Annotated in this window: 28 protein-coding genes; 22 read left to right on the forward strand and 6 right to left on the reverse strand. The window is 50.1% G+C overall.

Features of this window, described 5'->3' with window-relative positions; translation table 11 throughout:
• Window positions 1–206: 206 nt before the first annotated feature.
• Window positions 207–1634 (reverse strand): chromosomal replication initiator protein DnaA, encoded by a 1428-nt coding sequence (gene dnaA, locus HYU99_02540; GenBank protein MBI2339233.1) that lies wholly within the window; start codon window positions 1632–1634, stop codon window positions 207–209.
• A 370-nt stretch (window positions 1635–2004) separates the two neighbouring features.
• Here dnaA and rpmH point away from each other — a divergent pair, with 370 nt between their 5' ends.
• The 9 genes from rpmH to HYU99_02585 all read left to right on the forward strand — a co-directional run bounded on the left by rpmH (window position 2005) and on the right by HYU99_02585 (window position 7774).
• A complete protein-coding gene (rpmH, locus tag HYU99_02545; protein ID MBI2339234.1) occupies window positions 2005–2154 on the forward strand; it encodes a 50S ribosomal protein L34 in 150 nt (49 codons plus the stop codon).
• A gap of 111 nt (window positions 2155–2265) precedes the next feature.
• Window positions 2266–2667: a ribonuclease P protein component gene (gene rnpA / locus HYU99_02550; protein MBI2339235.1), complete on the forward strand. Its 402-nt coding sequence runs from the start codon at window positions 2266–2268 to the stop codon at window positions 2665–2667.
• Entirely contained in the window at window positions 2648–2863 is a 216-nt protein-coding gene (gene yidD, locus HYU99_02555; protein MBI2339236.1) for a membrane protein insertion efficiency factor YidD, read from the forward strand. The genes rnpA and yidD overlap by 20 nt, the downstream gene beginning before the upstream one ends.
• Before the next feature lie 259 nt (window positions 2864–3122).
• Window positions 3123–3434, forward strand: a complete 312-nt coding sequence (locus tag HYU99_02560) for a nucleotidyltransferase domain-containing protein (GenBank protein MBI2339237.1) — start codon at window positions 3123–3125, stop codon at window positions 3432–3434.
• Complete coding sequence (locus tag HYU99_02565) at window positions 3431–3811, forward strand: HEPN domain-containing protein (GenBank protein MBI2339238.1); 381 nt, start codon at window positions 3431–3433, stop codon at window positions 3809–3811. The genes HYU99_02560 and HYU99_02565 overlap by 4 nt, the downstream gene beginning before the upstream one ends.
• 208 nt (window positions 3812–4019) lie before the next feature.
• Window positions 4020–4622, forward strand: a complete 603-nt coding sequence (locus HYU99_02570; protein MBI2339239.1) for a transposase — start codon at window positions 4020–4022, stop codon at window positions 4620–4622.
• Window positions 4623–4661: 39 nt separating this feature from the next.
• A complete protein-coding gene (gene yidC, locus HYU99_02575) occupies window positions 4662–6380 on the forward strand; it encodes a membrane protein insertase YidC (GenBank protein MBI2339240.1) in 1719 nt (572 codons plus the stop codon).
• Entirely contained in the window at window positions 6381–7364 is a 984-nt protein-coding gene (locus tag HYU99_02580) for an alpha/beta hydrolase (GenBank protein MBI2339241.1), read from the forward strand.
• Window positions 7361–7774 (forward strand): hypothetical protein, encoded by a 414-nt coding sequence (locus tag HYU99_02585; protein MBI2339242.1) that lies wholly within the window; start codon window positions 7361–7363, stop codon window positions 7772–7774. Before HYU99_02580 ends, HYU99_02585 begins: the two co-directional genes overlap by 4 nt.
• Window positions 7775–7778: 4 nt before the next feature.
• Here HYU99_02585 and HYU99_02590 read toward each other — a convergent pair whose 3' ends face one another.
• Window positions 7779–9095: an ATP-binding protein gene (locus HYU99_02590; protein ID MBI2339243.1), complete on the reverse strand. Its 1317-nt coding sequence runs from the start codon at window positions 9093–9095 to the stop codon at window positions 7779–7781.
• A gap of 133 nt (window positions 9096–9228) precedes the next feature.
• Here HYU99_02590 and HYU99_02595 point away from each other — a divergent pair, with 133 nt between their 5' ends.
• The 5 genes from HYU99_02595 to HYU99_02615 all read left to right on the forward strand — a co-directional run bounded on the left by HYU99_02595 (window position 9229) and on the right by HYU99_02615 (window position 14125).
• Window positions 9229–10224, forward strand: coding sequence for a hypothetical protein (locus tag HYU99_02595; protein ID MBI2339244.1), 996 nt, complete (start codon window positions 9229–9231; stop codon window positions 10222–10224).
• 19 nt (window positions 10225–10243) lie between these two features.
• Window positions 10244–11164, forward strand: a complete 921-nt coding sequence (locus HYU99_02600) for a hypothetical protein (protein ID MBI2339245.1) — start codon at window positions 10244–10246, stop codon at window positions 11162–11164.
• A gap of 320 nt (window positions 11165–11484) precedes the next feature.
• Complete coding sequence (locus tag HYU99_02605; protein MBI2339246.1) at window positions 11485–11904, forward strand: type II toxin-antitoxin system VapC family toxin; 420 nt, start codon at window positions 11485–11487, stop codon at window positions 11902–11904.
• 60 nt (window positions 11905–11964) lie between these two features.
• Window positions 11965–13422 (forward strand): tRNA uridine-5-carboxymethylaminomethyl(34) synthesis GTPase MnmE, encoded by a 1458-nt coding sequence (gene mnmE / locus HYU99_02610; protein ID MBI2339247.1) that lies wholly within the window; start codon window positions 11965–11967, stop codon window positions 13420–13422.
• A 163-nt stretch (window positions 13423–13585) separates the two neighbouring features.
• A complete protein-coding gene (locus tag HYU99_02615) occupies window positions 13586–14125 on the forward strand; it encodes a hypothetical protein (GenBank protein ID MBI2339248.1) in 540 nt (179 codons plus the stop codon).
• A gap of 60 nt (window positions 14126–14185) precedes the next feature.
• Here HYU99_02615 and HYU99_02620 read toward each other — a convergent pair whose 3' ends face one another.
• The 4 genes from HYU99_02620 to HYU99_02635 form a co-directional block, all read right to left on the reverse strand.
• Window positions 14186–14359, reverse strand: coding sequence for a twin-arginine translocase TatA/TatE family subunit (locus tag HYU99_02620; GenBank protein ID MBI2339249.1), 174 nt, complete (start codon window positions 14357–14359; stop codon window positions 14186–14188).
• A gap of 47 nt (window positions 14360–14406) precedes the next feature.
• A complete protein-coding gene (locus HYU99_02625; protein MBI2339250.1) occupies window positions 14407–15660 on the reverse strand; it encodes an ATP-binding protein in 1254 nt (417 codons plus the stop codon).
• Window positions 15661–15806: 146 nt separating this feature from the next.
• Window positions 15807–16163 carry a hypothetical protein gene (locus HYU99_02630; GenBank protein MBI2339251.1) on the reverse strand — a complete coding sequence of 119 codons (357 nt, stop codon included), beginning with the start codon at window positions 16161–16163 and terminating at the stop codon, window positions 15807–15809.
• A 196-nt stretch (window positions 16164–16359) separates the two neighbouring features.
• On the reverse strand, window positions 16360–17214 hold the full coding sequence (locus HYU99_02635) for a hypothetical protein (GenBank protein ID MBI2339252.1): 855 nt from the start codon (window positions 17212–17214) through the stop codon (window positions 16360–16362).
• A gap of 166 nt (window positions 17215–17380) precedes the next feature.
• Between HYU99_02635 and mnmG the strand changes: the two genes are divergently transcribed.
• From mnmG to HYU99_02675, 8 genes are all read left to right on the forward strand, one after another.
• Entirely contained in the window at window positions 17381–19135 is a 1755-nt protein-coding gene (mnmG, locus tag HYU99_02640; protein MBI2339253.1) for a tRNA uridine-5-carboxymethylaminomethyl(34) synthesis enzyme MnmG, read from the forward strand.
• A 590-nt stretch (window positions 19136–19725) separates the two neighbouring features.
• On the forward strand, window positions 19726–20379 hold the full coding sequence (locus HYU99_02645) for a class I SAM-dependent methyltransferase (protein MBI2339254.1): 654 nt from the start codon (window positions 19726–19728) through the stop codon (window positions 20377–20379).
• Between the two features lie 263 nt (window positions 20380–20642).
• Window positions 20643–21362 carry a ParA family protein gene (locus HYU99_02650; GenBank protein MBI2339255.1) on the forward strand — a complete coding sequence of 240 codons (720 nt, stop codon included), beginning with the start codon at window positions 20643–20645 and terminating at the stop codon, window positions 21360–21362.
• A 254-nt stretch (window positions 21363–21616) separates the two neighbouring features.
• The gene (locus HYU99_02655) at window positions 21617–22504 is read left to right on the forward strand and encodes a ParB/RepB/Spo0J family partition protein (protein MBI2339256.1); all 888 of its coding nucleotides are present in this window, start codon (window positions 21617–21619) and stop codon (window positions 22502–22504) included.
• 124 nt (window positions 22505–22628) lie between these two features.
• Window positions 22629–23006 carry a polymer-forming cytoskeletal protein gene (locus tag HYU99_02660; GenBank protein MBI2339257.1) on the forward strand — a complete coding sequence of 126 codons (378 nt, stop codon included), beginning with the start codon at window positions 22629–22631 and terminating at the stop codon, window positions 23004–23006.
• A 148-nt stretch (window positions 23007–23154) separates the two neighbouring features.
• Window positions 23155–25335, forward strand: a complete 2181-nt coding sequence (locus HYU99_02665; protein ID MBI2339258.1) for a hypothetical protein — start codon at window positions 23155–23157, stop codon at window positions 25333–25335.
• Window positions 25336–25545: 210 nt separating this feature from the next.
• A complete protein-coding gene (locus HYU99_02670) occupies window positions 25546–25980 on the forward strand; it encodes a polymer-forming cytoskeletal protein (GenBank protein ID MBI2339259.1) in 435 nt (144 codons plus the stop codon).
• Between the two features lie 69 nt (window positions 25981–26049).
• Window positions 26050–26258, forward strand: a 209-nt coding sequence (locus HYU99_02675) for a hypothetical protein (protein MBI2339260.1), incomplete at its 3' end; no start/stop codon positions are given.

Genomic DNA, 26258 nt, shown 5'->3' on the forward strand with positions numbered 1-26258 from the left:
GATCCGGCGCCGCTTTCAAGTTTTCCCCGTTTTGCGGGGAAGACCGATCATGTTGCCCAAGATCCGTTGATGAAGCACATACTATCCACACCTTTTTGGGCCATTGAGTCCACAGCTTGTTCACAGTTACAGGACAAAGAGCTAGCGTTAAAATTTTTGTAAATCAAGGGCAAATGTTGCGATTTGGGCCGCTTGATCCTGGGAGTTTATGCATGTCCGGCGATGATTTTTTCGAGGGCGTCGACCCGATCGCGGAGGGAGGAGTCATCGGTGACCGACCGGCTTATTTTTTGAAAGGCATGGATGACCGTGGTGTGGTCCTTGCCGCCGAATTTGTTTCCGATTTCGGGGTATGAGGCCTTTGAGTATTTTTTGCACAAGTACATGGCGATCTGCCGGGGCACGGCGAGGTTCCGATGACGACGGTGTGATTTCAGATCGACAATCTGGAGTTTAAAGTAGTCAGCCACGGTGTGCTGGATGGCCTCGATGGAGGGAACAGTGGAGAATCCGCGAAGGATATTTTTCAGCACCTCACGGGCAAGCCCGACCGTGATGGGAATCTTTGCCATCGAGGCAAAGGCCGAAACCCGGACGAGGCATCCCTCCAAGTCGCGGACATTTGTTTTTACATGCGAGGCGATGAACTGGCATACCTCATCGGAGAGGGCAATTCCCTCATCCTCCGCCTTTTTACGCAGGATGGCCGCCCGTGTTTCCAGCTCGGGGGCCTGAATATCGGCCAGAAGGCCCCAGCCGAAACGGGAACGAAGCCGCTCTTCCAGATTGGGGATGTCCTTCGGCAGGGTGTCGGAGGTCATCACAATCTGTTTGCGGAGCTCGTAGAGGGCATTAAAAGTATGGAAGAACTCCTCCATGGTTTTTTCCTTGCCGGCGATAAATTGGACATCGTCGATCAGGAGCAGGTCGCAGTTATTGCGGTATTTTTGGCGCAATTCGAAGGTTTTGTTGTAGCGGATGCTGTTGATGACCTCGTTGGTGAATTTTTCCCCTGTCGCATAAATGATTTTGCAGGCCGGGTTTTTGCGGAGGACCTCGATCCCAATGGCGTTCACCAAGTGGGTCTTGCCAAGGCCGACCCCCCCGTAAATGAAGAGCGGGTTGTAATTTTTGGCTGGATTGTTCGCCACGGCCCGGCAGGCGGCATGGACAAACTGGTTGGAATCGCCGACAACAAAATTGTCAAAGACATAGCGGCTGTTCAGGCTGGCCGGTATTTCATGCGTTGGGGCCTGCGGCATGCCGCGGACAGGGGTGGCGGGAGATGGCACAGAACCGACAGGAAGGGACGGTCCGTTTGAACGGGAAGGAATTGACGAGTCAATCCTGACGCTCACGTTGCATTCGGCACCGGTGATCTTGAACAGTTCAAACTTGATGACTTCGAGGTAATTTTCGAGGATCCAGTCGCGGACGAACTTGCTGGGAACAAGGAGGGCTACTTCCCCGGGGCCGTTGACGACCCATTGGGCGTTCTTAAACCAGTTGTTGAAGTTGAATTCGCTGACTTTTGTCTTGAGCGAATCGAGGAGTTTAAGGCTTAACTCTCCCGCTATCTCGGCATTAACCCCATTGGAAGCCCGTACTTCGAGAGCAGATAATCCTTGAGACACACCACCCCCCCTGACGATTAGAACGATGAGGTTTGAAAAACGTATAGAACCGGAAGACCGGAACTGCCAGCGGACTTAAAAAGGAAAAACTTTTTTATCCCTTCGACCTCCCTTGCCGTTCGGGGCAAAAACTTTTTTCTCTTTCAAGCGCCGCCCGATTTTCAAATTTCCCTGAAAAGCGAATTGAATTTTTATCCACAGCGCGGCGCCTTGTCCAGATTTATTTTCCGAATTTTTCTTGTTGCGATTAAGTGCCGGTCAACGTTCACTATTTTTTTTGGAAGTTTTTTACGTTGACAAAGAAATTTATTCGTGAAAAACCGGTACCCTCTTTATCACTGCGGAATTTAAAAAAATTTAGGAACAAAAAATGAAGAGGACCTACCAGCCCAGCAAAATCAAGCGCAAGCGGCGGCATGGTTTCAGGAAAAGAATGAAAAGTCCCGGCGGGCGACGTGTTTTGGCGAGGCGACGCAAAAAAGGACGCAAGGTTTTGACCCCAAGTGTCTACAAAAAATAGGGTTAATCTGTTGACAAACCGGGTGTTGTTCAGGCTGTTGAGAAAGTTCCAGATGCAAGGCGCCCGCAAACCCGCAACCGGAGCGTACACGCAAGTACGTGAGGATTGCGGGTGAAGCGGGCAACGAAGCAGATGGGACTTTGTCGACAGCCTGGCGAAAGATTCACGCGGAGCGAGAGAATCAACGATGGTCGGCTGATTCGCCGCATCCGGAACCGGGGGGAAAGTTTTAAAGGGGGCGGAATTCGCCTGTTCCGGCTCCAAAACGATTTTGGACGGCCGCGGCTGGCGCTGGTTTTCACCCGCAGGTTTGGTCCCAGCGTTGTTCGAAACCGCGCACGGCGGCTGATCCGCGAATTTTTCCGGAAAAACAAGGGGAGTCTTGGGTGTTGGGACTATCTTTTTTTTTCCGACCGCCCCCTCCCCTCTTTTTCAAAGACCGATTGGCATGAAATGTTCAAGTTCATCCTCAATGGGTGCGGGACAAAGCCCGATGATAAGAAACAGGTTTAGTTTTTTCCTCATTTCGCAATATCAACGATGGATTTCCCCTTTTCTCCCCCGTGTTTGCCGGTTTGAACCGAGTTGTTCTACGTTCTCGCGGCAATGTTTTGCAAAATTTTCCTGGGGGAAGGCGGTTTATTTGACTGGACGCCGGATTCTCAAGTGTCATCCCTATTGCGAAGGGGGTTTCGATCCGGTACCATGAGAACTTATGTCTCACAACTTCCGGCTTTTTTAGGGATCAAATTGGACTTGCCTTCATCCTCCTCGACTGGCACCCTATTATTCATGTGAGCGAGGATCTGGCTTTGCCAGTCCGAGCGAACGGGGGGTAGGGTTCCCAAGCCGCGCCGCCAGTGGCGGATGAAGCGGCTTGGGAGCGGAATCAGTTTCCGCCCCCACCTCACTTGAACCGGTGGCGTTCGGTGGGGACCCCGGGCACCAGCGGCAAAGCCCCCGATATTATGGAGCCACAGGTTCTTCAGCAAATTCGCAAGTCTTTGCTTTCTGTTTTGGCCGATCGGTTCCGGGGTGTGGTGCTTTATGGTTCTGAGGCCAGGGGAAAAGCCATGGCCGACAGTGACATTGACATTTTAGTTCTTCTCGACGGTCCGGTTGATATTGGTAGCGATCTTCGGCTCATTATTCGTGCGCTTTATCCCCTTCAGCTTAAAATTGGGCGTCCCATTCATTCGACGCCCGTCGATGTGCAGGCATATCAGGCGGGTCAATTTGCACTGTACCGGAATGCAAAGAGCGAAGGAATTCAGATATGAACGAGGAAGCTCTGGATTTTTGGCAACGCGCTTCGCAGGCCTTGAAAACCGTGGATACGCTTGTTTCGACCGATCCGGATGCGGCGGCTTCGCGGGCTTATTATGCGGCTTTTTATGCCGTGTCAGCGCTCTTTTCGGTGCAGGGTAAAAGTTTTGTCAAGCATTCCGCGGTCGAGGCGGCAGTGCACCGCGATCTGGTCATGAAGGGCCTCTGGTCTGAAAATTTGGGGGCTGATTTTTCCTTTCTGCGCTCGCTCCGGGAAACGGGCGATTATGGAGGCGGCATCCATGTTTCTTCCGAAGCGGCCGCCGATGCAAAAGATGCGGCATGTCGCCTACTGGAAGCGGTAAGAAAAGCTTCTCCGGTCTTTCTTTAAGTCTTTTAAAAAATGGGCTAATTATTTGAAATTACGCTGTATTATTGAACATAAAATTTTTTTAAAAAAATCACGCAACAAAATCGTGAGCTTACCGATAATATGGGGGCAGGGCGGCAAAGATGCCGCTCAAAATTTTTTATACGTAATCCCGAACATTTTTTACATAATCCGCAACTCTCGTGTTTCATGAACCGATAATCGGATCATGCGGTTTGATCTAGATATTCATCATCGGCGATCCGTACGGTTATCGGGGTATGATTATTCCCAACAGGGAGCTTATTTTGTCACGATTTGCGTCCAAAACCGGGAATGTTTGTTGGGGAAGATCGTTGACAGGAAGATGGTGTTGAATGAGGCGGGGGAAATTGTTCAATTTGCATGGAATGGTCTGTCGCAACGATTCAAAAACGTGACATTGGATGCGTTCATCATCATGCCCAATCATATTCATGGAATTATCATGATTCAACGAAATGTAGGGGCAGGGCTTGCCCTGCCCGTCACGGTGAATGGAATGATGGGCGATGGAATGATGGGCGGGGCAAGCCCCGCCCCTACGTCGTTGGGGGATGTTGTTGGGGCGTTCAAATCGATTTCTGCGATTGCCGTGAATCGATTGTTGTCGCGTCTTGGGCCCTTATGGCAACGCAATTATTATGAACATATCATTCGTGATGAAGATGATTTGTTCAAAATCCGCCAATACATCGCCGACAACCCAGCCTGCTGGGATGATGATGAAAATAATCCCATGGGCAAAGGAGCCCTCCAAAGGCGGGCAAGCGCGAGGGGTGGGGCTTTTTGATAGACATCGTTTCTCCCCTATGGCAATAAACCTTCCCTCATGCCCCAAACACCCCGAACCATTCTGGCGGTCGTCTTAAGTCTGGCGGTTTTGATTATCTACTACACTTGGTTTGCCCCCCCGCCGCCCGTCGGATGGCCGCAACCCTCTCCCGAAAAGAAGGAAACAGCGCCTCCCGAGGCGCCGCCGGCCCCATCCGGTCTTCAACCGGCGGAAGATCGTCTCAATCTGACCCAATCCGAAACCCCCACCACCCCCGTCCGTGAAATTATTTTTGAGAACGATGAGATCAAGGCGGTTTTTTCCACGAAGGGGGGGGCATTAAAGCACTGGAGCCTCAAAAAATTTCACACCGGCGCGGATGAAACCTCCCCTTTCATCGATCTGATCAATGGCGCCGGTGAAGGAGATGGGACAGTGTCCCAAGGGTCATTGACCCAAGGGTCATTGACCCAGGCCTTTCGGTTAAGCCTCGAAGGGGGGACAGAGCCGACAGAGCCGGTTTATACCGTCGAGTCGGAACAGGAAAACGAACTGGTCTTGAGTTTTCAGGGCCCGACGATGGAGATTCGCAAAAGAATTGTTTTAAACAGCCGGATCAATCCTCATGTCCTCGATTTGACAGTCGAGCTTGTCAATCGGGGGGACAAACCGGTCGATCTGGAGCCTCGTCTCTGGATCAACCGTCCGCAAAAAGCGGTGAAAAAGGGGGGGGGTTTTTTTGGTTTCCTGACAGGCCCGCCCGATCTGTTTGTCCCCGACCTTTTTGTCGACGGAAAACTCAAGGTCTTTGCGAATTGGGAAAAACTGGCCCCCAAAAACGAGGAGCGGGGCAAAATCTACTGGAGCGGCCTGACCGACCGGTACTTTTTTATGGGGATTATCGCCCGCCAGGCCGGCTCGGCCCGTGAGGGGGTCGATGGGGTCTCGGCGGTTTATGGAAAATCGGCCGGCGACGGCGTGTATAACTCGCTTTCCTACGGAGGGGTGACTTTAAACCCAGGCGAAAAAATACAGAGGCGTTTTTCCGCCTATCTCGGCCCGAAAAAAAGGGAGGAGTTGAAAATCCTTGGGGTAAACCTCGAACACAGCGTCGATTACGGCTGGTTCAGCTTCGTGGCCATTCCCATTTTATGGCTTTTGATTTTCTTTCACAAAATCATCCCGAATTGGGGCATTGCGATTATCGTTTTGACCTTTTTCGTCAAGCTCCTTCTCCATCCGATCAACGTAAAGGCGATGCAGTCGATGAAGGCGATGCAAAAACTGCAACCGCGCCTGACGGAATTGCGGCAAAAATACAAGGACAACAAGGAAAAGTTGAACGTGGAGATGATGCAGTTGTTCAAGACGCACAAGGTGAACCCGATGGGGGGATGCCTGCCGCTGTTGATCCAGATGCCGGTCTATATCGCCCTCTACAAGGTGCTCTATAACGCCATTGAGCTTTATCACGCGCCGTTTTTCTGGTTTTACCGCGATCTCTCGGCGCCCGACCCCTATCTGATCACGCCGATCTTGCTCGGCATCCTCATGGCGGCCCAGCAGAAGCTCACCCCCAGCCCCAGCGCCGACCCGGCCCAGCAGAAAATGATGATGATCATGCCGATTATGTTTTCGGCCTTCATGATCTTTCTCCCTTCCGGCCTCGTCATCTACATCATGGTCAACACGATTATGTCGGTGGTTCAGCAGTACATGATCCACCGGGAGATCGGCTTTTTGGATCTGGTGAAGAAGATAAGGTACAAAACTTAGATGACCGTATTAAGCATCGTCAACGGCATTGTCGGCGACACGTTCGAAAGGAAAAAAAGCCCCTTTGCCATTCCGATGGAGTTTTATGCCGAGGGAAAACCCCTTCCGCTCACGAAAGCCGCGCTGGCCGGCATGAACCTGCCGCAAACCGGCAAGATATCCATTCTTATGCACGGCAGTTGCGCCTCGCAGACAAGCTGGGGATTCAAGGGAAACCCCTCAAAAAACTACGGCCTGCTTCTCAAGAAAGACGCCGGATTCACCCCTTTCTTTGTCCGCTACAACTCGGGCCTCCACATCTCCACCAATGGCAAACGCCTCTCCGACCTTTTGGAAAGGCTCATCCGCAATTATCCCGTCGAAGTGACCGACATCGTCCTGATCGGCCACAGCATGGGGGGGCTGATTTACCGTAGCGCCTGCCATTACGGGGAAATGGGAAAGAAAAAATGGGTCCGGCTGATCCGAAAGATTTTTTACCTCGGATCGCCCCACTTGGGGACCCACTTTGAAAAATTCGGCAAACTGACCACGGCGATTCTGCAGAGGATCCCCAACCCCGCCACCCGGGCGCTGGCCCGGTTTATCGATCTGCGAAGCGACGGCATCAAGGACATGCGCCACGGTTACATCATCGACGACGACTGGAACCACGGCCATTCCGAAAAACTTTTTTACCTGCACCAAAACAAAATCCCACTTCTCAAAAGCGCCGACCACTATCTGATCTGTAGCACCCTTTCGAAAAGGGCGGACTCCATAATGGGGCGTTTTTTCGGCGACGGCCTCGTTCATCCGGGGAGCGGAATCGGACGGGGCCTCTTTTCGGGGAGCAACATCCCTTTCCCAAAAAAGCACTGCAAAATCCTCCCCGGCCTTTCGCACCACAACCTGCAAAAAAGCCCCCGCGTCTACAGGCAGATCCGGGCGTGGTGTGAAGGCGGATCCATTCAATCAACCTCAAGGAGAAATCAATCGCCATGACAAACCAACAACTCGGCGCCGGCAAGGATGTGTTATCCTGGTGCGGCAAATGCAAACTGACGCTGGCCCATGTGATTGTCAGCATGAAGGACGCGACAACCATCGGCAAGTGCCAGTGCAAGACCTGTTTTGCGGAACACAATTACCGGGATCCCGAAACGGCGGGAAAGAAAAAACCCTCAAAAAAAACCGCGCGGAAGGAGACCGTTCCCGTGAGGAGAAGCTGGCAGGAAGCGGTTGCCGGGGCCCAGGGGACTTTGAAGGCCTACTCAACCGACAAAACCTTCAAGGAAGGGGAGCTGATCGACCATCCCTCCTTTGGGAAGGGAATCGTCGAAAGGCTGGTGCCCGGCGACAAAATGCAAACCCTCTTCGAAGACGGCGTGAAACTTCTCATCTGCTCGCGCTGATGCATCATGCGCCAAGGGAATAGGCATAATAAAGGGGGATGAAACGGAGCCTCTTTTCGGGCAGTTCCGCCGGCGGCGCCTCCGAAACGACAAAACCTTCCGGACAGTTCGGATATTTTTCCAGAAGGAGGTGCATGCTTTTTAACCGCCCCGCGGGGCCGCTTTTGACTTCAACAGGATATATTTTTCCTTTTTTTGTGAAAAGATAATCGACCTCGGCGGAACTGCTCTTTTCGGCCCGCGACCAGTAAAACAGTTCATTGCCCAAAACCGACCGGAGTTCCTGTCCCACAAACTGTTCGGCCAACGCCCCCTCGTAAACCGACAGGAGATCCTTTTCCGTCGCGAGCGCCTCAACCGGCAGGCCGCAGAAGTGATGAATCAACCCAAGATCAAGAAGAAGGGCCTTGAATCTTCCGGCATGGTCTAAAGCCCCCAAGGGGAGGCCCGCCGGACTGGCCGATTCGATTTTTTGAACGAGACGGGCCTGGCACAAAACATCGAAGGCCCTTTTTAAGGTCGGATTGCTGTGCCCTTCGGCAAGCCGGCTGTATTTGATCTGACGGCCGGCGTTTTTGGCCGCTCCCCGAAAGACCGATTCCAGGCATTGCTTGTCGACCCGCGGGGTGTATTTGGCAAAATCGGCGCGGTAGGCGTTGACCAGTTCGGCGTGGACGGCAAAGCCCTCCTTGAACGATTCTGTTTCGGCATAAACCCGGACTGCCTCCGGCATGCCGCCGACAAAAAGATATTTTCTCGTTTCATCCAGAAGAAGGCGATGGATTGTTTCCGAGGGGGCCTTTTTGGGATCGTCGGGGATGGGCGACAAGACCAGATCCGCGAGCGGTTCTTTTCCCGTCGCCCAGAGGAACTCGGCGAAGTTCATGGGGAAAAGCTCCAGAAACTGGACCCTCCCGACGGGAAAAGAAATTTCTTTCAGGGCAAATTCCAAAAGGGAACCGGCGGCGATGACGTGGAGCTCCGGAAGATTTTCATAAAAATACCGGAGGGCCATGAGGGCGCGCGGGGCGCTTTGAATTTCATCCAGAAAAAGGAGTGTCCGGCCCGGCGTGATTTTTTTTTGGCAAACCAGTTCGAGTTCCGAGAGGATCCTTTTGGCATCGAGATTTTTTTCAAAAATGGGATGCCATTCGGGATGTTTTTCGAGATCCACCGGGACAAAGTCGCCGGCAAATACCTCCGCGCCGAACTTTTTGACGGTAAAGGTCTTCCCTACCTGCCGCGCCCCGCGAAGAATCAGTGGCTTCCGTCGGAAATCCTTTCCCCAGTTATAAAGCTCTGATTCTATTAATCTTTTCATTATATATTAAAAATACAAGGTTATTATAAATATTATGTATTAAAAATACAAGGTTATTTTGAATTAAAATACGAGGCAACTTTTCCCGCGAGTTGCCGATAATAATATCGTGATAGATGGAATACTAAACTTTTTGAGCGAAGTGGACCCTTTCGCGCGGCTACTCAACTACGTGGATAAGTCATTAGGACCTTTCGATGGTTCATTAAAGGTAAAACTGAAGGAATGCATGCGTCTCAATGGTACGGTTACTTCGTTTTCGGTGGATGAATCGAAGGCCCTGTTGGAAAAATTTAAACAGGGTCTAAAGGGCGCGAATGAAAAGGGCGAAAAGTATTTCTCCAGGACTTTTTTGTACTTCATCGAGGACATTGCCTTTGGTCTGAAAAATCATGGAGGTTACAGGGTACAAGCAGATTATTCAGTCACATCGGAAGATGGAATTTGCAACTACAACAATCATCCTGAAGTTTTGAACCTGATGCGCCCTTATTTTGGCTCTATTGGTGATGCCGGTTTCATTGGTGGGGATGTGATCGAATATGCAGTCAATAACAGAAGCGAAAGTGCCGAGTTTGTCGTTGTCATTGTTGATGCTCACCTCAAAGAACAACAAGAACCCATTCAACGTCTGATCATTGAAAGTTTATACCCGGCAGGTTTTAGAACAATTTTCTCGGAGAGCGATGTTTATGTTGAGAATAAAGAGCTTGCGGTGAGAAATGCTCCACGAGGGCAGATCCCGGGCATGCGAGGTGAGCAGACCCTGCGTGCCTGGCCGATTCCCAGGAGTGCTCAAGCATTGGAATTTTATTATGGCGATGCGATCAAGACGTACGGCGCCGAAAGCAAAGAATTGTATGCCGGGTTTGCCGAGGTCGACAAATCGAATTCGCTTGAAAGATACATGCCCGCTCTGCACGAAAGGTCCTATGCGATGGTCGACAATATGCAAAAACAGATGCTTCTCGATGGCACACAGCAAAGCATTTTGATTGCCGGCGGGGCCCATGTAGACTCACTCATGGCCGAAATGGATGCCAACGGAATGAATTATATTGTGATCTATCCTCACGGAGGAGTGCCTTTGCAGGTCTTGGAAGATCAAAGAGAATTATACAAAATGTAGAAAATTGGAGGAAAAATTTATGCCATATTACTCGTTCCCCATATTATTCGGATTACCGGCATGTCGACCCGAATACGATCTGAATCCTACTGAAGTTGATGAAGTCGATTCAGCGAGCAACCCGGACCAGGAAACAGACGAACCGGGAATAACGCCGGAACCGGATGATACAGGCGGCGGCGCCGTTGAATTACCGGGAATCACCAAGCAGGATATTCTTGACCTCTGTCTCCCACCGGATGAATCTTTTTGCCCGATAGACCCCAATACCGGACAATATGACGAGTTGTGTCTCGATGAAAGGGCAAAAGCCTATGACCGTTTTCAAGATGAAGTTGAAGGTAAATTTCTCAATGGAACCGCTTACACTTTTGATGCCCTGTACTCCGGTCAGGTCCCTTTGACGTTCTTAATGACCCGCTTTGATGGTAGTGATGATTATTCTCCAGGAAACGATATCTATTTCACCATCGGCGATCACAGCAATGAGTTGGATCTCAATGGTGACAACATCAACCCGGATCTTCCTCTTATTTCCTGTGAATCTAATTCAGGTTCTTCCGACGAGTATCATCTCGGTTTTTCTGTTGCCGATACTGTTCACCCTTCAGAGTTTTTGTACATGGGAGCAATTGAGTTTATGGTAGGCGCTGGTCCAGATACGTTGGCACTTTCGGAAAGGACTCTCAATGATGACACTGACGGCAACTGGACCGCATTTTATTACTGTGATTCGGAAGTTGCGCAGACATTTACAGATTATAGATATCACGATGGTTGTATTCCAATCTCGGCATGGACTACAGTGAAGGAACGTGTGAGCGCCATTGATGATATGGTTCTGAAATGGATTGATATTAATGGAGTGGAATATGTTGACAACAACAATGTCTACGGTTCTGATTTAATCGATTGGTATAGCGTGGTTTATCTGGAATAAAGTGTTTCCGGATCCGCAATACGCCGAAAAAAACAACGGAAAAATCTACTCTCCCCCCACTGATCCGGAGCTCGTTGACATCATAAAAATCTGTTTAAACAAGGCCGTTGACATGTATGCCTGTTCAACATAAGATGTATGCATGTCTAACAAGGCGAGAAAAGCCTATTTTGTCGATCCCCGAAAGACCAGGGCTTTGAAAGAGCTTTTGGGGACCAGAAGCGAGGCGGAGGCCATGTGGACGAGGCCCTCGAGAGCCGGAAATTCTGGCAGTTGCTTAAAAAACAGTCGGGGCGTCTAAGCCGTAGAGACATTGCCTTATGAAGGCGGTTTCGGTCATCTTGGATGCCAACATTTACCTCGATTTCTGGATTCGCGACAAACATCAGGAAAAACTGGATTGGGCCTCCCGCCGTTATCTGATAAGGCAATCGGCCGTTGTTCTGCACGAGTTAAGGCGGGGAGCCAAAACAAAAAAGACCATTGTCTTCATTGAAGATCTTGCGCGCCATTGTCCGCGGATCTACGCCCCTCTTTACGACGACTGGCGGATTGCCTCGGAGATTCTCGCAAAACTAAGGCAAAAATTTCATTGGAACAAGGAGCAATTGACCTCGTTTCAGAATGATACTTTAATCGCCTGTACCTGTCGCCGCAACGGATTGACGCTCATCACAGCGAACAAAAAAGATTTCGGCCTTCTTCAACAGTATGTCGATTTTTCGGCGATCTTTTGGTAACAGCGACGGGTCTCGCCTTCCCCTTGATTTCGCCTGATCCCACATGCTAGCTCCCTCCGCATGTCTCTTGTCGATTTGAACGATACCATTGTCGCGCAGGCAACGCCTGTCGGTGAAGGGGCCATCGGTATTATCCGACTTTCGGGCCCGCGATCGAAGGAAATCCTCTCGCAAATTTTTCGCGGTAAAAAAAATCCGGATGAGTTTGAATCGCACCGTCTTTATCTCGGACAAATTGTCCTTCCAGAAACAGCGCAAGCTATAAATAACCAGCCGCACAGCGGCGGTGAGGGGGCTTTGCCTGCCCCTGTAATTGATCAGGTCATGGGGGTCTGGATGAAACGGCCCAATTCGTTCACCGGCGAGGAGATGGTGGAAATCCACGGCCACGGGGGGCCGGTTGTTCTCAAAGAAATCGTCGCGCTGGCACTCGGATTGGGAGCGCGGCTGGCGGAACCGGGGGAATTTTCCCGGCGGGCCTTTTTGAACGGAAAAATCGATCTCTCGCAGGCCGAGGCGATCGCCGATCTGATTTCGGCAAAAAGCGAATGGGGGGCAAAAAACGCCCTCTCCCAACTAAACGGAACCCTTTCGCGGACAATCCGGCAGTTAAAGGAAAAGATCGTCGATTTTATGGCGGTCGTTGAAGCGGGATTCGATTTTGCGGAGGAGGATGTTCAGACATTCAAAAAAGAGGATGGTCTTCGCCTCTTTGAAGGCATTAAAGAAGAAATTGGGCGCCTCCTCGATTCATTTCAGACAGGACAGATTTATAAAGAGGGCTTAAGGGTTGCGATTATCGGCAAACCGAATGTAGGAAAATCAAGCCTTTTGAATGTCCTCTTGAATGAAGAGCGGGCGATTGTTCATGAACAGCCGGGGACGACACGGGATATCGTGGAGGGGGAACGGATGATTCAGGGCATTCGGGCCATTTTTTCCGATACGGCGGGAATTCGGGAGGCGGAAAATTCCGTGGAGGAGGAAGGGATCAGGCGATCAAACGAAATCCTCAAAAAGGCCGATCTGGTCCTCCTTTTGCTCGATTCCAGTCAAAAATTGACTGCCGAAGACCAAAAATTGCTTCCACTTTGTGACGCACGGCGCTGTATCATTATATATAGCAAGGCCGATCTGCCTCCGGCATGGGATGCCGTTCCCGATCAACTTTTTAATAGCTCCCCCCAAGGGGGAGTTATGCCGTTTGTCAAGCTTTCGGCACGGGAGAGAACCGGCATTTCCGATCTTTTGGACAAAATTTACGCCCTTTGTCTCCACCAAAATCTGGTAAAAGACCATAATTATGTCCTGAATAATGTACGTCACCAGCAGGTCTTTGAAAAAATTCAATCGCAATTAGAAGAGGTTATCGTCAATCTGCGTGATAATGGTCTGAATGAGGAATGCCTCGCCGAGGAACTTCGTATAATGTCTAAAGAATTAGCCAGTATCACCGGAGAGATAACAAATGAGTCTGTATTGGATGAAATTTTCTCCCGTTTTTGCATCGGCAAGTGAATAAAAAATGAAAATTTGTTTTGAAATTTTGCTGGAATTCTGGTTTAATAACCTAATCAATAGTTTTTAATCATCATCATCAGAAAAGAAAGGGGGATCCATTTTATGTTCCGGAACCCCCGGCACCTATGGAGACACCGCCAGCTCGGGGCATTCCATTGCCGTGGGCGAAGACGATTTTTGTCAGGACTCGGAGGGAGAAAATTCGGGCGACGGCCCGGATGGCAATGGGCTTTTTGCCAGTTATGAACTGGAGGACGATGTGACCGGCGAATGCGACGATGGAAGCAGTATTACCATGAAGGCGGGGGCGAACAGCGCCGGTATCTGGAGGAACACCGACGACTGTTTTCCCGAAATTTACGGGACCTTTGAAATGGGGGACGGGACCATCGTGAGCTGTCATATTTGCATGACCGAAAGTGCGGGGGTCAGCGGCGCCAATACCTCCTGTTCATCGGGCGGTTCGGCGGTCTCCCTCACCAGCGATGTCAGTTGCGATCTATCCACCACCGAGGATGAGGATGAGGGTGGTGAAGAGGGGGATGAGGAGAGCGATTGTGAAATCGCCGAGTGCAACGACGATTTCGAATGTCAGCAGGCCGCCGAGGAGGCCATCACCGACGGGAATCCGATCTGTGAAGATGAAGACAGCGTCTCGTGCATGACCTGTGTTGAGGAATGTTGTGAAATAACGGAATAGAAAGAAAATCCTGATAGTACAACAAAAAGCCCGGTTGAGCTTTCGGCTCTTCCGGGCTTTTTATTCTTCTTTTTTCTTTTCTTCTTTTTCTTCGGGCTCGCCGCTCACGCTCTTTTTAAAATTCTTGAAAAACTGCCCGATCCCCTTCCCCAGTTCCGGCAATCTTTTGGGGCCGAAGATAATCAGCACAACGGCGACGATCAAAACAATTTCCCAAGGGCCAAGTTTAAACATTTCATTCCTACTTTGCCCAACCACTCGGTAAAGTCAATTTAATTTCCTTATGATACCAAGCGTGAAATTTCGCTCACCAGAAAAGGGGGCATGGCGCAGATATCTTTTCCCCGATGCCGGATCCGTTTCATTTTTCCATTGTACACAAGAACCCCCTTCTTCAGATTTCTTGATTCCAAAAAGTGAATCATGGGCAACAGGCTGTTTCTGCTGAAACCGGACTGGGATTTGACTTCAATGGGGATCCACTCTTTTTCACCGAAAAAAACAAAATCAATCTCCCGGCTGTTTTGATTTTCCTTGTAATAGTTCAGGCTTGTTGTGGCGTACGGCGCCGATGCCATCAGTTCATTACAGACAAAATTTTCCTGAAGTTTCGGATAAATCAAATTCCCGACATCCCCCCTTTCCTTCCATTCAATCCGGCCCATTCTATTGATGAAAAAATGGGTCAAACCCACATCGAAAAGATACCTCTTGGAAGCCATGCCGCCGGCCGATTCCGGGTGTCTGGTTTGGGCGCTGATCCTGTGAACCAGATGCCATTTTTCCAAAACTTCCAAAAGCTTGGGGATTTTCCTGTAAGACGGAGAGTGCGTTGAAATCAGTTGGCTCATTTTTACAGGATGACATGTCACATCGGCCATGCGATCGAGCGCCGTCATGAACAGATTGCGGAAAATCTCTCCCAGATATCGCTCCACATCCAAAGAATACTGACGCAGAAGTTTGTCCCAGGCGATGTGGGGCAATTCGACTCCGTTGATGGTTTTCAAAACGACTTCGGGCATTCCCCCGGTTTGCAAATAATCCAGATAAGGAGGAATCAGGGATTGCTTTTGGGTTTCGCTCAACGGTTTTTCAAAAGTGGTTTTTTCCATCAACTCAATAAGTCCCTGTCGTTTGACGGCCAGCAAATATTCCTTGAAGGTAAAAGGACGCAGAATAATTTCTTCAACCCGGCCCACAGGGTAAGGGGTTTCTTCATCGAACAAGCGGGAAAGAATGGAGCCCAATAAAATGACTTTTTGATTCGTCCATTTTTCCTTGAAAAATCGGACCCAACTCCCCAGTTTTTTTGATTCCTGGGCTTCATCAAAAACCAGCACGACATTTTGTGAGGGTTTGAAATTATATTCCCGCCATAACAGTTCCTCAAACTCCTGAAAGGATTGAGTGGCATCGATTTTTTGCGGAAGCGTGGCCAGCTCCGCCAGATTCAAAATAAGAGAGGGCCTTTCTTTCAAAGCTTCAGTCACCAAGGTGGTTTTCCCTACTTGGCGGGCCCCAGCGATGAGCAAAGTCGGGTTATTGGGAGTTTTGCTCTCCAAATAATCATGTATATTATTAATTAATTTCCTATAGATAGGCATATATATAATACTTTTGTATCATAAAAGTACAAGATATGCCAGTAAATTGTCAAACAATGGACAGAAGAGAATCTCTATTCTGGTATTGTCTTCTCCAATATCGCCGGATTTTTTGGCCCCCCTTTTGCGCGGTGGGAATGGCAGGAGACCTCGTATTCTTTGACCGTCGAATCAAAGCTCCATCCTCCGGCAGGGGACATTTCAAAAAGCGCCTCATAAGCGGTGCAGACACGGTCCGCCGACTGGGCGATCACCTTCGCCTTGCGGAGTTTTTTGTCTTCCCTGACGATGTCCGTTCTCGATGCCTTAACCTTCAGGATCGTTTCGGCGTAGGGCCAGATTTCCGCAACCGCCTCGATAGTCAGATCCTGCGCAAAGCAAAGGGAAGCCAAGGATGACAAGACGACACACAGGATGAAAAATAGTTTCACGGCTCAAATCCCCCATGGAATAGGAAAAAAGAAGTTCAAAATCAAAAAATTTTTGGGTTAAATATGCGCAAAAAAGAAAAATTTGTCGTTTGCATCAGGAATGATGAATGCGAAGACTTGGAACGTCTGAAAATCTACCGCGTCCTTCCGGATCAATCGGCCAAAAATGTTTCACCACAGGGCGAAGCAGGCAAAATCATTCCTCGTCATCGCCGCAACTGTCTTCCGGATCGAACGCTTCTTCCAGCTCCTCCTTGCTTGCGAATTCAACCACGCCGTCTGGCTCCCCCGGAGGATCGGTACAGAAGGTTCCGGTGAGGGTCTCGGTGGTGCCGTCGAAGACATAGGTGTATTCAAATCCGATGGCGGTCTCTTCGCCCCCTTCGGGCAAGGCAGTGAGCCCCGAGCAACTGTCCGCGGTGGAAAAAACGGCCGTGACATCGATGGTGCCGTCGCATTCCAGCGAACCCTCGATGGTCCCGGACATCGCCCCATTCAGGGTGACATTGCCCCCGCACTTTTCGACCACGCAATCTTCAAAGGTTTGGCCAAAACCCATGTCGAATCCGGCGCTAAAACCTCCCCCATCGCAAGGGATCAGGCTCACGCCGGTAAGCAAGGCCCCCCCCGTAGTGGTGAAGGTGTATGTGCCCCCCTCGGCGCAACTGCAGGTGGTGGTCACCTCCCCCTCATCCGTGCTGTCGAATGTGCAGGAGGAAAAGTCAACAGCGTCCTCTTCCACTCTCTTCACCAGGAAGCCGCCGCCAAAGCCCCCCCCGAACGAATCGACCGTGCTGGTGACACTGTCGGTCACCGAGGACGAAGAGGCGGTGGAGGCTTTGACCGTGTCACTGACTTCCACGGTGTCGTCGCCGGTATCATCCCCGGTATCATCACCACCGGTATCATCGCCGCCAGTGTCGTCTCCGCCGGTATCTCCCGCCCCCGCATCAGTGCTTGCGCTATCACTGCACTGGTTTAGGGCCGTTAAAAAAAAGGCCAAAAGGCCGACGAAAATAAAACTCTTTGTAAGCTTGAAAAGATTGTCCATACTCCCTCCTTATTGTTTGACAAGGCTAATTGGAACCCCCCATGATTAAAATCATATGACTAAGATCATATATTATTACTAATAGTCCTAATTTATGCCAGCAAAAAAGTTAACTTGATAAGTTGTTATGATTTCAATAAGATCGGATGTCATTTTCTTTTCACGGATGAAATACGACATCATCATCATCGGCGCGGGACATGCGGGGTGCGAGGCGGCGTGGGCCTGCGCCCGGCGCAACTACGCCACTGGTGGCCACCCTACCCTTCTCATCACCGGCAACATCGATCAGATCGCCCACATGAGTTGCAACCCCGCCATCGGCGGTCTCGGCAAAGGGCATCTGGTGCGGGAGATCGATGCCCTTGGCGGCCTGATGGGAAAAGTCGCTGATGCCACCGGCATCCAATATCGACGGCTCAATACCAAAAAAGGGGCGGCGGTTCAGGGGACGCGCTGTCAGAGCGATATGTATGTCTACAAGGAACGGATGCGCCGGATTTTGGAGGAAGAAAATAATCTTCATATAAAACAATGTGTTGTAAGTAAAATTCTCATTTCTGATGGCCGAGTTTACGGTGTTGAAACAACAATGGGCCAGCAGTTTTTGGCTCGTGCGGTTGTCGTGACGACCGGCACATTCATGCGAGGTTTGTGTCATGTCGGCCTAAAAAATGCGCCGGGGGGTCGGATGGGAGATATTGTCTCGAACGACCTCTCTGGAAATTTGAGAGAACTTGGTTTTGAAATTGGACGTCTCAAAACAGGAACGGTTCCGCGGCTGGATGGAAAGACGATCGATTTCTCGTGGCTGGAGAAACAGTGGGGAGATACGCCGCGACCCCATTTCTCTTTTTCAAAAATTGATAATCCTTTGCGCCAAGTTTGTTGTCATTTGACCTATACGTCGCATAAGACTCACGAGATCATTCGGAATAATTTGGACCGTTCCCCCATCTATCAAGGGGTCATTGAAGGGTGCGGTCCACGATATTGTCCTTCCATAGAGGATAAAATTCATCGCTTTGCCGACAAGGAGCGACACCAGATTTTTCTTGAGCCGACCTCTTTATCTACTTGTGAAGTCTATCCAAATGGTCTTTCCACCTCCCTCCCATACGATGTTCAGCTTGCTTTTTTGCGAACAATTTGCGGCTTGGAGAATGTGGAGATTATGCGACCCGGATATGCAGTGGAATATGATTATACGCCACCGACGCAACTTAAGGCGACATTGGAGACAAAATTAATTCCCGGTCTCTTTTTTGCCGGACAGATCAACGGAACCTCCGGTTACGAGGAGGCGGCGGCGCAGGGGATTGTCGCCGGCATTAATGCGGGTCGGTTCGTTCGTGAAGAAGATGATTTTGTTCTTTCCCGCTCCGAGGCGTACATCGGGGTTCTTGTCGACGATCTTGTCACCAAGGGGGTCGGTGGAGAACCTTACCGGATGTTCACCTCGCGGGCGGAACATCGTTTGAGCTTGCGGGAAGATAACGCTGATATGCGTCTGCGCGAATACGGGTATCAGCTGGGGTTAGTCCCTGCCGGGGAATACACGGCCTTCATTGAGAAAAAAAAGAGAATGGATGAGGCGGTGCAAACAGGTTTTTTGGACGATCTTGATCTTGAATGGCGTGAGACGATTTTATCTGACATTAAATATGATGGATACCGCCGTCGCCAAGAGTTGGAGATCAAGAAGATGGAACAAATGGAAAAAATACAAATTCCTTCGCGTTTTGGGTATCGTGGGATTAGTGGCCTCTCGCATGAGGTCGTTGAAAAACTGGAACGGGTCAGACCGGCGAGTCTCGCCCAAGCCTCCCGTATCCCCGGCATCACACCAGCGGCCCTTTCGATCATTTTGATCTATGTGAAAAAATCGGGTGCCTTACAAAATTCTGTACATTCCTTCTGACATCAAATTATCGCCTCCATCTTCCTCATTTTTAGTGGTAGTCATCATAAGGGACAGTTGCCCCATCACCGAACAATCTGACCTCTATTATGTACATTTTTTATTTTTTTAATAAATGTCGTATAATATTAATAGTTTTTTTGCCATTTATTGCCTATTTTTCTATGTAAACCATAATTTTTTTACTATTTTTTAAGCGATGTTTCACGTGGAACAATTTTTGATAATCAGTTAAAAGGATTAGATCAATTATAATGGCTTATTTTTTGTTATTTAACATTATACGATATAGTGTTTATAGTAGGTAACCATTCGGTGTAGCTCCTGATCAAGCCATTTTTATGATTGTAACCATTCGGTCTTGGGTGGTTGTCTTGAGGTTTTGTCGGCTGTTTGAGCGCACCACAAGTAAATCGCCAACCGAAGCAAACTGAACCACAATCGACAAGTCAGGTGGCGATTAAAAAAACCGCGAGTTCCGACAAAACCGAAAGAAAACAGCCGAGACCGAATGGTTACTTAAGAGTTACAATAAATATTGATCTAATCTCCACACTCATGTATTTTACGCTCCTATGGCGTATAAAAGAATGATCAAAGAGGCTCTCAGTTCTAATAATTTCAACTCGGATGAATGCGCCGTTGGCAAATTTGAGGAATTAGTTAATCTGACTCTCAAATGGAGCAAATCAATCAATATCACCGCACATCGGGATCCAGAAACCATCATATATAAGGATATTGTCGATAATCTCTATTTATCTGATTTTATAAGTAATTATAGTAGATTAGATTCGGCTAGTCCAAATTCAATAGGAATTGACATGGGATCTGGGGCTGGATTCTCCGGATTAGTGTTAATGATTGCCAATCCACAAGTCTCGATGGCCTTTTTAGAATCTGACCGGAAAAAAATAAATTATACCAAAGAGGTATGCCGTAAGCTCCTATTAAGTAAAGCAGATTTTATCCATGCTAGGGCAGAGAGTAATCCTGATTTATTCAAAGAAAAATTTCATTTTTCTATAACTCGCGCCACGTGGCCACTCGAAAGATATCTAAAATACGGGCAATATTATGTACAGAATTATGGTCATTCATTCTATATGTCCGCGAAAAGATTAAAAAATACTAACCAGCTAGGCCAGGAATATCAAGGCTTTGCGGACGATGAAAAATATTTTTACAAAATTGAGCCAAAAGGATACGAAAGATCAATTTTTTCCTTCAAAAAAGTTGCTTAAATTGTTTCACGTGAAACATTATAAGTATATGATTTTATTATATTAATTTTAAAATAACCGAATAGCCATTAAAGAACATCTATTTTTCATTCATTTTTTTCTTGCAATTATACGTCTAACTAGCCAGAATCGCTCCTCAAAGAGGTTGCTTCATCCAATTTTCAATTAATTTCAAGGAGTTATCGTGGATGCGGAATTATTATAGTATTATATCTATTTGAAATTATTTATTTATTATAAAAACATTTATTCCGGGAGGTCTTGTGAAAACAATCGTTTTTTGTAATCAAAAAGGGGGAGTGGGAAAGACGACATCGGCGGTAAATATTGCCGCATCGCTTGCCGACCTTGGAAAGAAAATCCTCTTGATCGACATGGATCCGCAGGGGAATGCCGGAAGTGGATTGGGAATCAACAAATATCGGGTGGAAAAAAGCGTTTATCACGCCCTCATCGGGGATATTCCCTTCTCTCAAATTGTCCGCCGGACCGATATTGAAAATTTCTTTGTCGCCCCCTCCAACCGCGATCTCATCGGCGCGGAACTGGAGCTCGTCTCCGCCTTTGCCCGGGAGGTGAAGCTGAAAAATGCCATTAAAGAGGTGGTCGATCAGTTTGACTATATCCTCATCGACTGTCCTCCTTCACTCAACCTTCTTACCGTTAACGCCCTGACGGCGGCAGACTCCGCCATCATTCCGGTTCAGTGCGAATACTACGCCCTCGAGGGGATCTCCGAACTGGTCCACACGATCGATCTCATTCAGCAGAGTCTCAATCCCGACCTTACCATCGCCGGAATCATCCTCACGATGTTCGACTCCCGGAACAATTTGGCGCATCAGGTGGCCGAAGAGGTGAGGAACTATTTTAAAGAGAAAGTTTTCAAAACGGTCATCCCGAGGAGCGTCAAGCTCTCCGAGTCCCCTTCACATGGCCTTCCGATTCAGCTCTACGATCCCAAATCGCGCGGGAACATATAAAATGCTGGCTCATGAAATCATTCATCGAAGCGGCCAGATTCAGAAGGGGGGGCTTACGCTCATTCAAGGGGAAGTTTCCTAAAAATAAATTCCAAATTCCAAATGACAAATTCCAAACAATGGCAAAATTCCAATGACAAAAATTCCAAATATTTAAGTTTTGGATATTTGACATTGTATTTTGGAGTTTGTTTGGAATTTGGAATTTGAGATTTGGAATTTCAGTGCATGAATGCACGGAAAGGTTTGCTGATATGCAAGAAAGAAAGGCATTGGGAAAAGGGCTAAGCTCACTTATTCCCATGGGCATGGGGAGCCGCGCGGACCCCGCGAGCAAAAATTATCTTGAGTGTCCCCTCGCCGATATCGTTCCCAACCAGAGCCAGCCGCGAAAACTTTTTGACAAGGCGTCGATCGATGAACTTGCGGCGTCGATCGAAGAACGGGGGGTTCTCCAACCGCTGATCGTCCGGAGGCTGGGAGGCGGCAAATACGAACTGGTCGCCGGCGAACGCCGATACCGCGCGGCCCAACAGTTGCGCCTCGAAAAAATACCGGTCGTCATCAAGGATGTCGGCCCGCAGGAAATCCTCGAGATCGCGCTCATCGAAAATCTCCAGAGGGAAGATTTGAATCCCATCGAAGAGGCGCTGGCGTACAAGGAACTTCTGGACCGCTATCAGTACACGCAGGATGAAGTGGCCAAACGACTCGGCAGGGACCGTTCCAGCATCGCCAACGCCATCCGTCTTTTGAAGCTTCCCGAAAGCGTTCGCGCCTACATCATCGCCGGAAAAATTTCGATGGGGCACGCGCGCGCCATCCTCGGCATCGAGGGGAGAGAGAATCAGGAGACCCTTGCGGATGAAATCATCAAAAATAATCTCTCCGTCCGCGAGATCGAGGAGTGGATCCGCAGGCTGAAAGAAAAAGGGGCGTCTGCTTTGGAGGTGGTGAAGGCCGAACCGGAAACGAAAAAGTCGGAAATCACCGCGAATCCCTTCCGACAGGTGGAGGAGCAACTGAAAATGGCGCTTCAGACAAAGGTGCAGATCAAATCGGACGGCAGGAAGGGGAAAATCGTCATTCACTTCAGTTCCCGCGAGGAATTCGAACGGCTTTACCAAAAAATTCGCGCTTGAAATGTTACAGGGAAATTGGTAGCTTAAAGCCTCAATGTCAATACTGATGCGCGAGACCGCCGTCGTTAAGACCGCAATGAGCAAGGAGGGAACCATGTTTGGCGAAAAAGGGGAGGTGCTTAAAATGAACGACCACGCTAAAGAGGTGAGCACGATTTTGGATCGCGACTCATCATTTGAGGGAAAAATGACCTTTGAAGGGTGCGTGGTGATCAACGGCCGCTTTAAGGGGGAGGTTTTTTCGGAAGGAAGCCTGATTATCGGCCAAGGGGGATATGTGGAAGGGCGGGTCGATATCGGCTCCATTCAGATTCAGGGAGAGGTCCGGGGGAATATCGTCGCCAAGGAAAAAATCGAGATCAACTCGCCGGCCGTTGTGCAGGGGGATATTCAGGCCCCATCGCTCATCATTAAAGAGGGGGCGGTCTTCGAAGGGAACTGCTCCATGGGTCGGCGGGAAAATCAGAACGTAGTTGATTTTGCGCCAAGAACCGCCGAGTAGGGGGCGAACCGACCCGCCAGTTGTCCATAATACCCGAAAAATAAAATTGATTATTAGCGTAGTCCTTGCTTGACCGACACGACGGTTGTTGCTAGGTCAGGCCGGAAGGGGGTTGAAAGCTCAAGCTTCGCCAAGGAGGGCTTTCGCCATGCATAAAAAATTCCTTTCCCTGACAGCGACACTGTTTTTCATTCTGTCTTCTTCAATCGGCCGAACGGCCGAAATTTCGGTGAGCGACGGTGCGACCGATGCCCTCGATGGAAGCGACAGCAGTTGCTCCCTCCGTGAGGCAATTGCCAATGCCAACAACAACACGGCGACCTATGCCGACTGCACGGCCGGTTCGGGCGACGACACAATAACCATTCCGGAGTTGACCTATACCTTTCTCCTTTCAAGCTTCCCTTTATACATCACCTCGAACATGACCATTCAGGGGGCAGGGGCCGGCTCGACAATCATCGATGCCGCCTCTCTCAATCGGGTGTTTGAAATCAGGAGCGGAAACTCTCCAACCGTCGAGCTGAAAGACATGACCATCACCGGCGGGTCGGCAAGTTCCGGAGGGGGCATCTATCTTTATAATACTTCAAGTTCAACAACCGTGACGCTAACGCTGGCCGGCGTGGCCGTTTCGGGCAATGCCGCGACAACGGGCGGCGCCGGCCTGTATATTGACAGTCGCGGAACGACAACCGTGACCGTCAGCGACAGCATAATTTCGGGGAATACCGCCGCCGGTTCCACAGTTACAAAAGGGGCCGGCATCTACGCCGCTTCCAGCAACGGCGGATCGCTCACGTTGACCCTGTCCCACAGCGCCATTTCGGGAAACACCGGTTCATTAAGCGGAAGCGGTTCGGTATCGGGGGGTGGGGCCCATTTTTATTCCGCGGCGACCTCGGCATCGTCATCGGTGACGGTTTCCATCATCGACAGCACCATTTCGGAAAACGACATCACCGCCAGTTCGACAGCCAGTGGTGGCGGGATTTACCTGCTCTCCTACGCCAGCTCGACGTACCCCAGCAATCTGTCATTTTCATTGTCGAACAGCACCGTATCCGGAAATACAGCCGTCAGTTCAGGCAACTATGGTTATGGGGGAGGGATCTATGTGAAGGCGAGCGGTTCGTCGGCTGATACGACGGCCCATCTCACAAACAGCACCGTTTCGGGAAATACCATCGATTCGGCCAAGTACGCGTATGGGGGAGGGATCTATGCGAGCGACTCGGGAACAACGCTCGGCATGTATGGCGTGACGATCGCGGACAATACAGCCGGTACCGCCACGACGACAAAAGGGGGAGGGCTCTATGCAAGTTCGGCAAACGTCTCCCTTCAAAGCGCCCTTATTGCCGACAACAGCGCCTCCACCTCAAATCCCGAGTGTTACGGCGCCATCGCAACGGCGAATTACAGTTTGATCGAGGACAACGACTCGTCCGGTTGCACCATCACTGACGGAAGCGTTTTGACGGATGATCCCTTGCTCGCCTCCCTGGCGGACAATGGCGGCCCCACGCAGACACATGCCCTGCCATTGGGGAGTGTGGCCATAGACGCCGACGACTCAACCGACGGATGTGTCGATTCCAACGGGGATCCGCTTACAACCGATCAGCGGGGATACAGCCGCGACGACGGCGACGGCGACTGCGACATTGGGGCCTACGAGGTGGTGGAACATGAAGCGGGGGACGACTGCTCGGACGGCGACGACAACGACGGCGACGGCGTTTCCGACAGCGACGACTTCGACTGCGGCGGAACGGAGAGCTCCTGCACCAATTCCGCGGATGACGATGTCGATGGCTCCACCGACTGTGACGACTCCGATTGTTCCTATCATTCAAATTGCGGCGGCGCCGAATCGTCCTGTGACGACGATTTGGACAACGACGAAGACGGTTTGACCGACTGCGCCGACGACGATTGCACCAGCGTCTCCGCCTGCGTGGAGGTCTGCACCGGCGGGGCGGATGAAGATGAAGATGGCTCTGCCGACTGTGACGACAGCGACTGCGTAACCGATTCCGCCTGCACCGAAATTTCCGCTCCGGCCGGTGAAGAGGCCGAAGAAGAAACAACCGCAACGGAGGAAGAAACGACCGAAACGGAAGAGGAGACCGTGACGACGGAGTCCGACTGCACCAACGGCTCTGATGACGACAATGACGGAGCTATCGATTGTAACGATTCCGATTGCGCCGCCGATCCCGCCTGTGCCCCGGCCGGCGACACCGGTGCCGATGAAGGGGAAGGAGATGAGTCAACTTCCGATAGCGAGGCGAGGGGGGGAGGGGGGTGTAGTTTGGTACGGTGATTATCGAAATGAGAATTCGCTGTCAGTGATTTGACGGTTTTATTGCTAATTTTAGAATCGACGAGGTCCCCCCTTTTCTGTATCCTGCCGAAAATACATAATATTTTTAAACAGCAAAGCTCCTATGTGTCTTGGCATGAGAATTGCTATTTACTTCTCGAAGGGGTATTTTTAGGAGTTTCACATCAACTATTATAAAGGAGGGGTCATATGGGAGAGAAGGCAGAGGCGCTCAAATTGAGCCATCAGTCCGGGGAGGTAGATTTCAGAGAAATAAACCCAAAGGAGGTAAACACCGTTATCGATCGCGGCTCCTCCTTCGAGGGGAACATGACCTTTGACGGATGCGTGGTCATCAATGGCCGCCTGAAGGGGGAGATCTTTTCCGAGGGGAGCCTTGTGATCGGCGAGGGGGGTCTTGTGGAGGGAAGGATCGAGATCGGCTCCATCCAGGTTCATGGCGAGGTGAAAGGGGATATCGTCGCCAAGGAAAAAATCGAAATCGACTCGCCGGCGGTGGTGCAGGGAGACATCGCGGCCCCGTCACTGACCATCAAAGAGGGGGCGGTGTTCGAGGGAAACTGCTCCATGGGGAAGAGGGAAAATCAGAGGGTGGTCAAGTTCGCCCCGCAAAGCGGCAAGTAGAACGTGTGCGGTTTGAATCGGGGAGTGTAAACAAGGGAGGATATAAATACGCGTCGAATATTTTTGTCCATGACAGCGGCGATTATTGCGGCTGTTTTGCCGTCCATCGGCTGGGCGGCCACGATCACGGTCACCTCCGGTTCGACCGATGAGCTGGGGACCAACAGCTCCTGTTCCCTCCGCGAGGCGATCATCAATGCCAACAATGATGCGGCCACCTATGCCGATTGCACGGCGGGGTCGGGGGATGACACCATTTCCATCCCCGCGGGGACCTA

The sequence above is a fragment of the Deltaproteobacteria bacterium genome (genome assembly GCA_016183175.1).
Classification (GTDB): domain Bacteria; phylum UBA10199; class UBA10199; order UBA10199; family SBBF01; genus JACPFC01.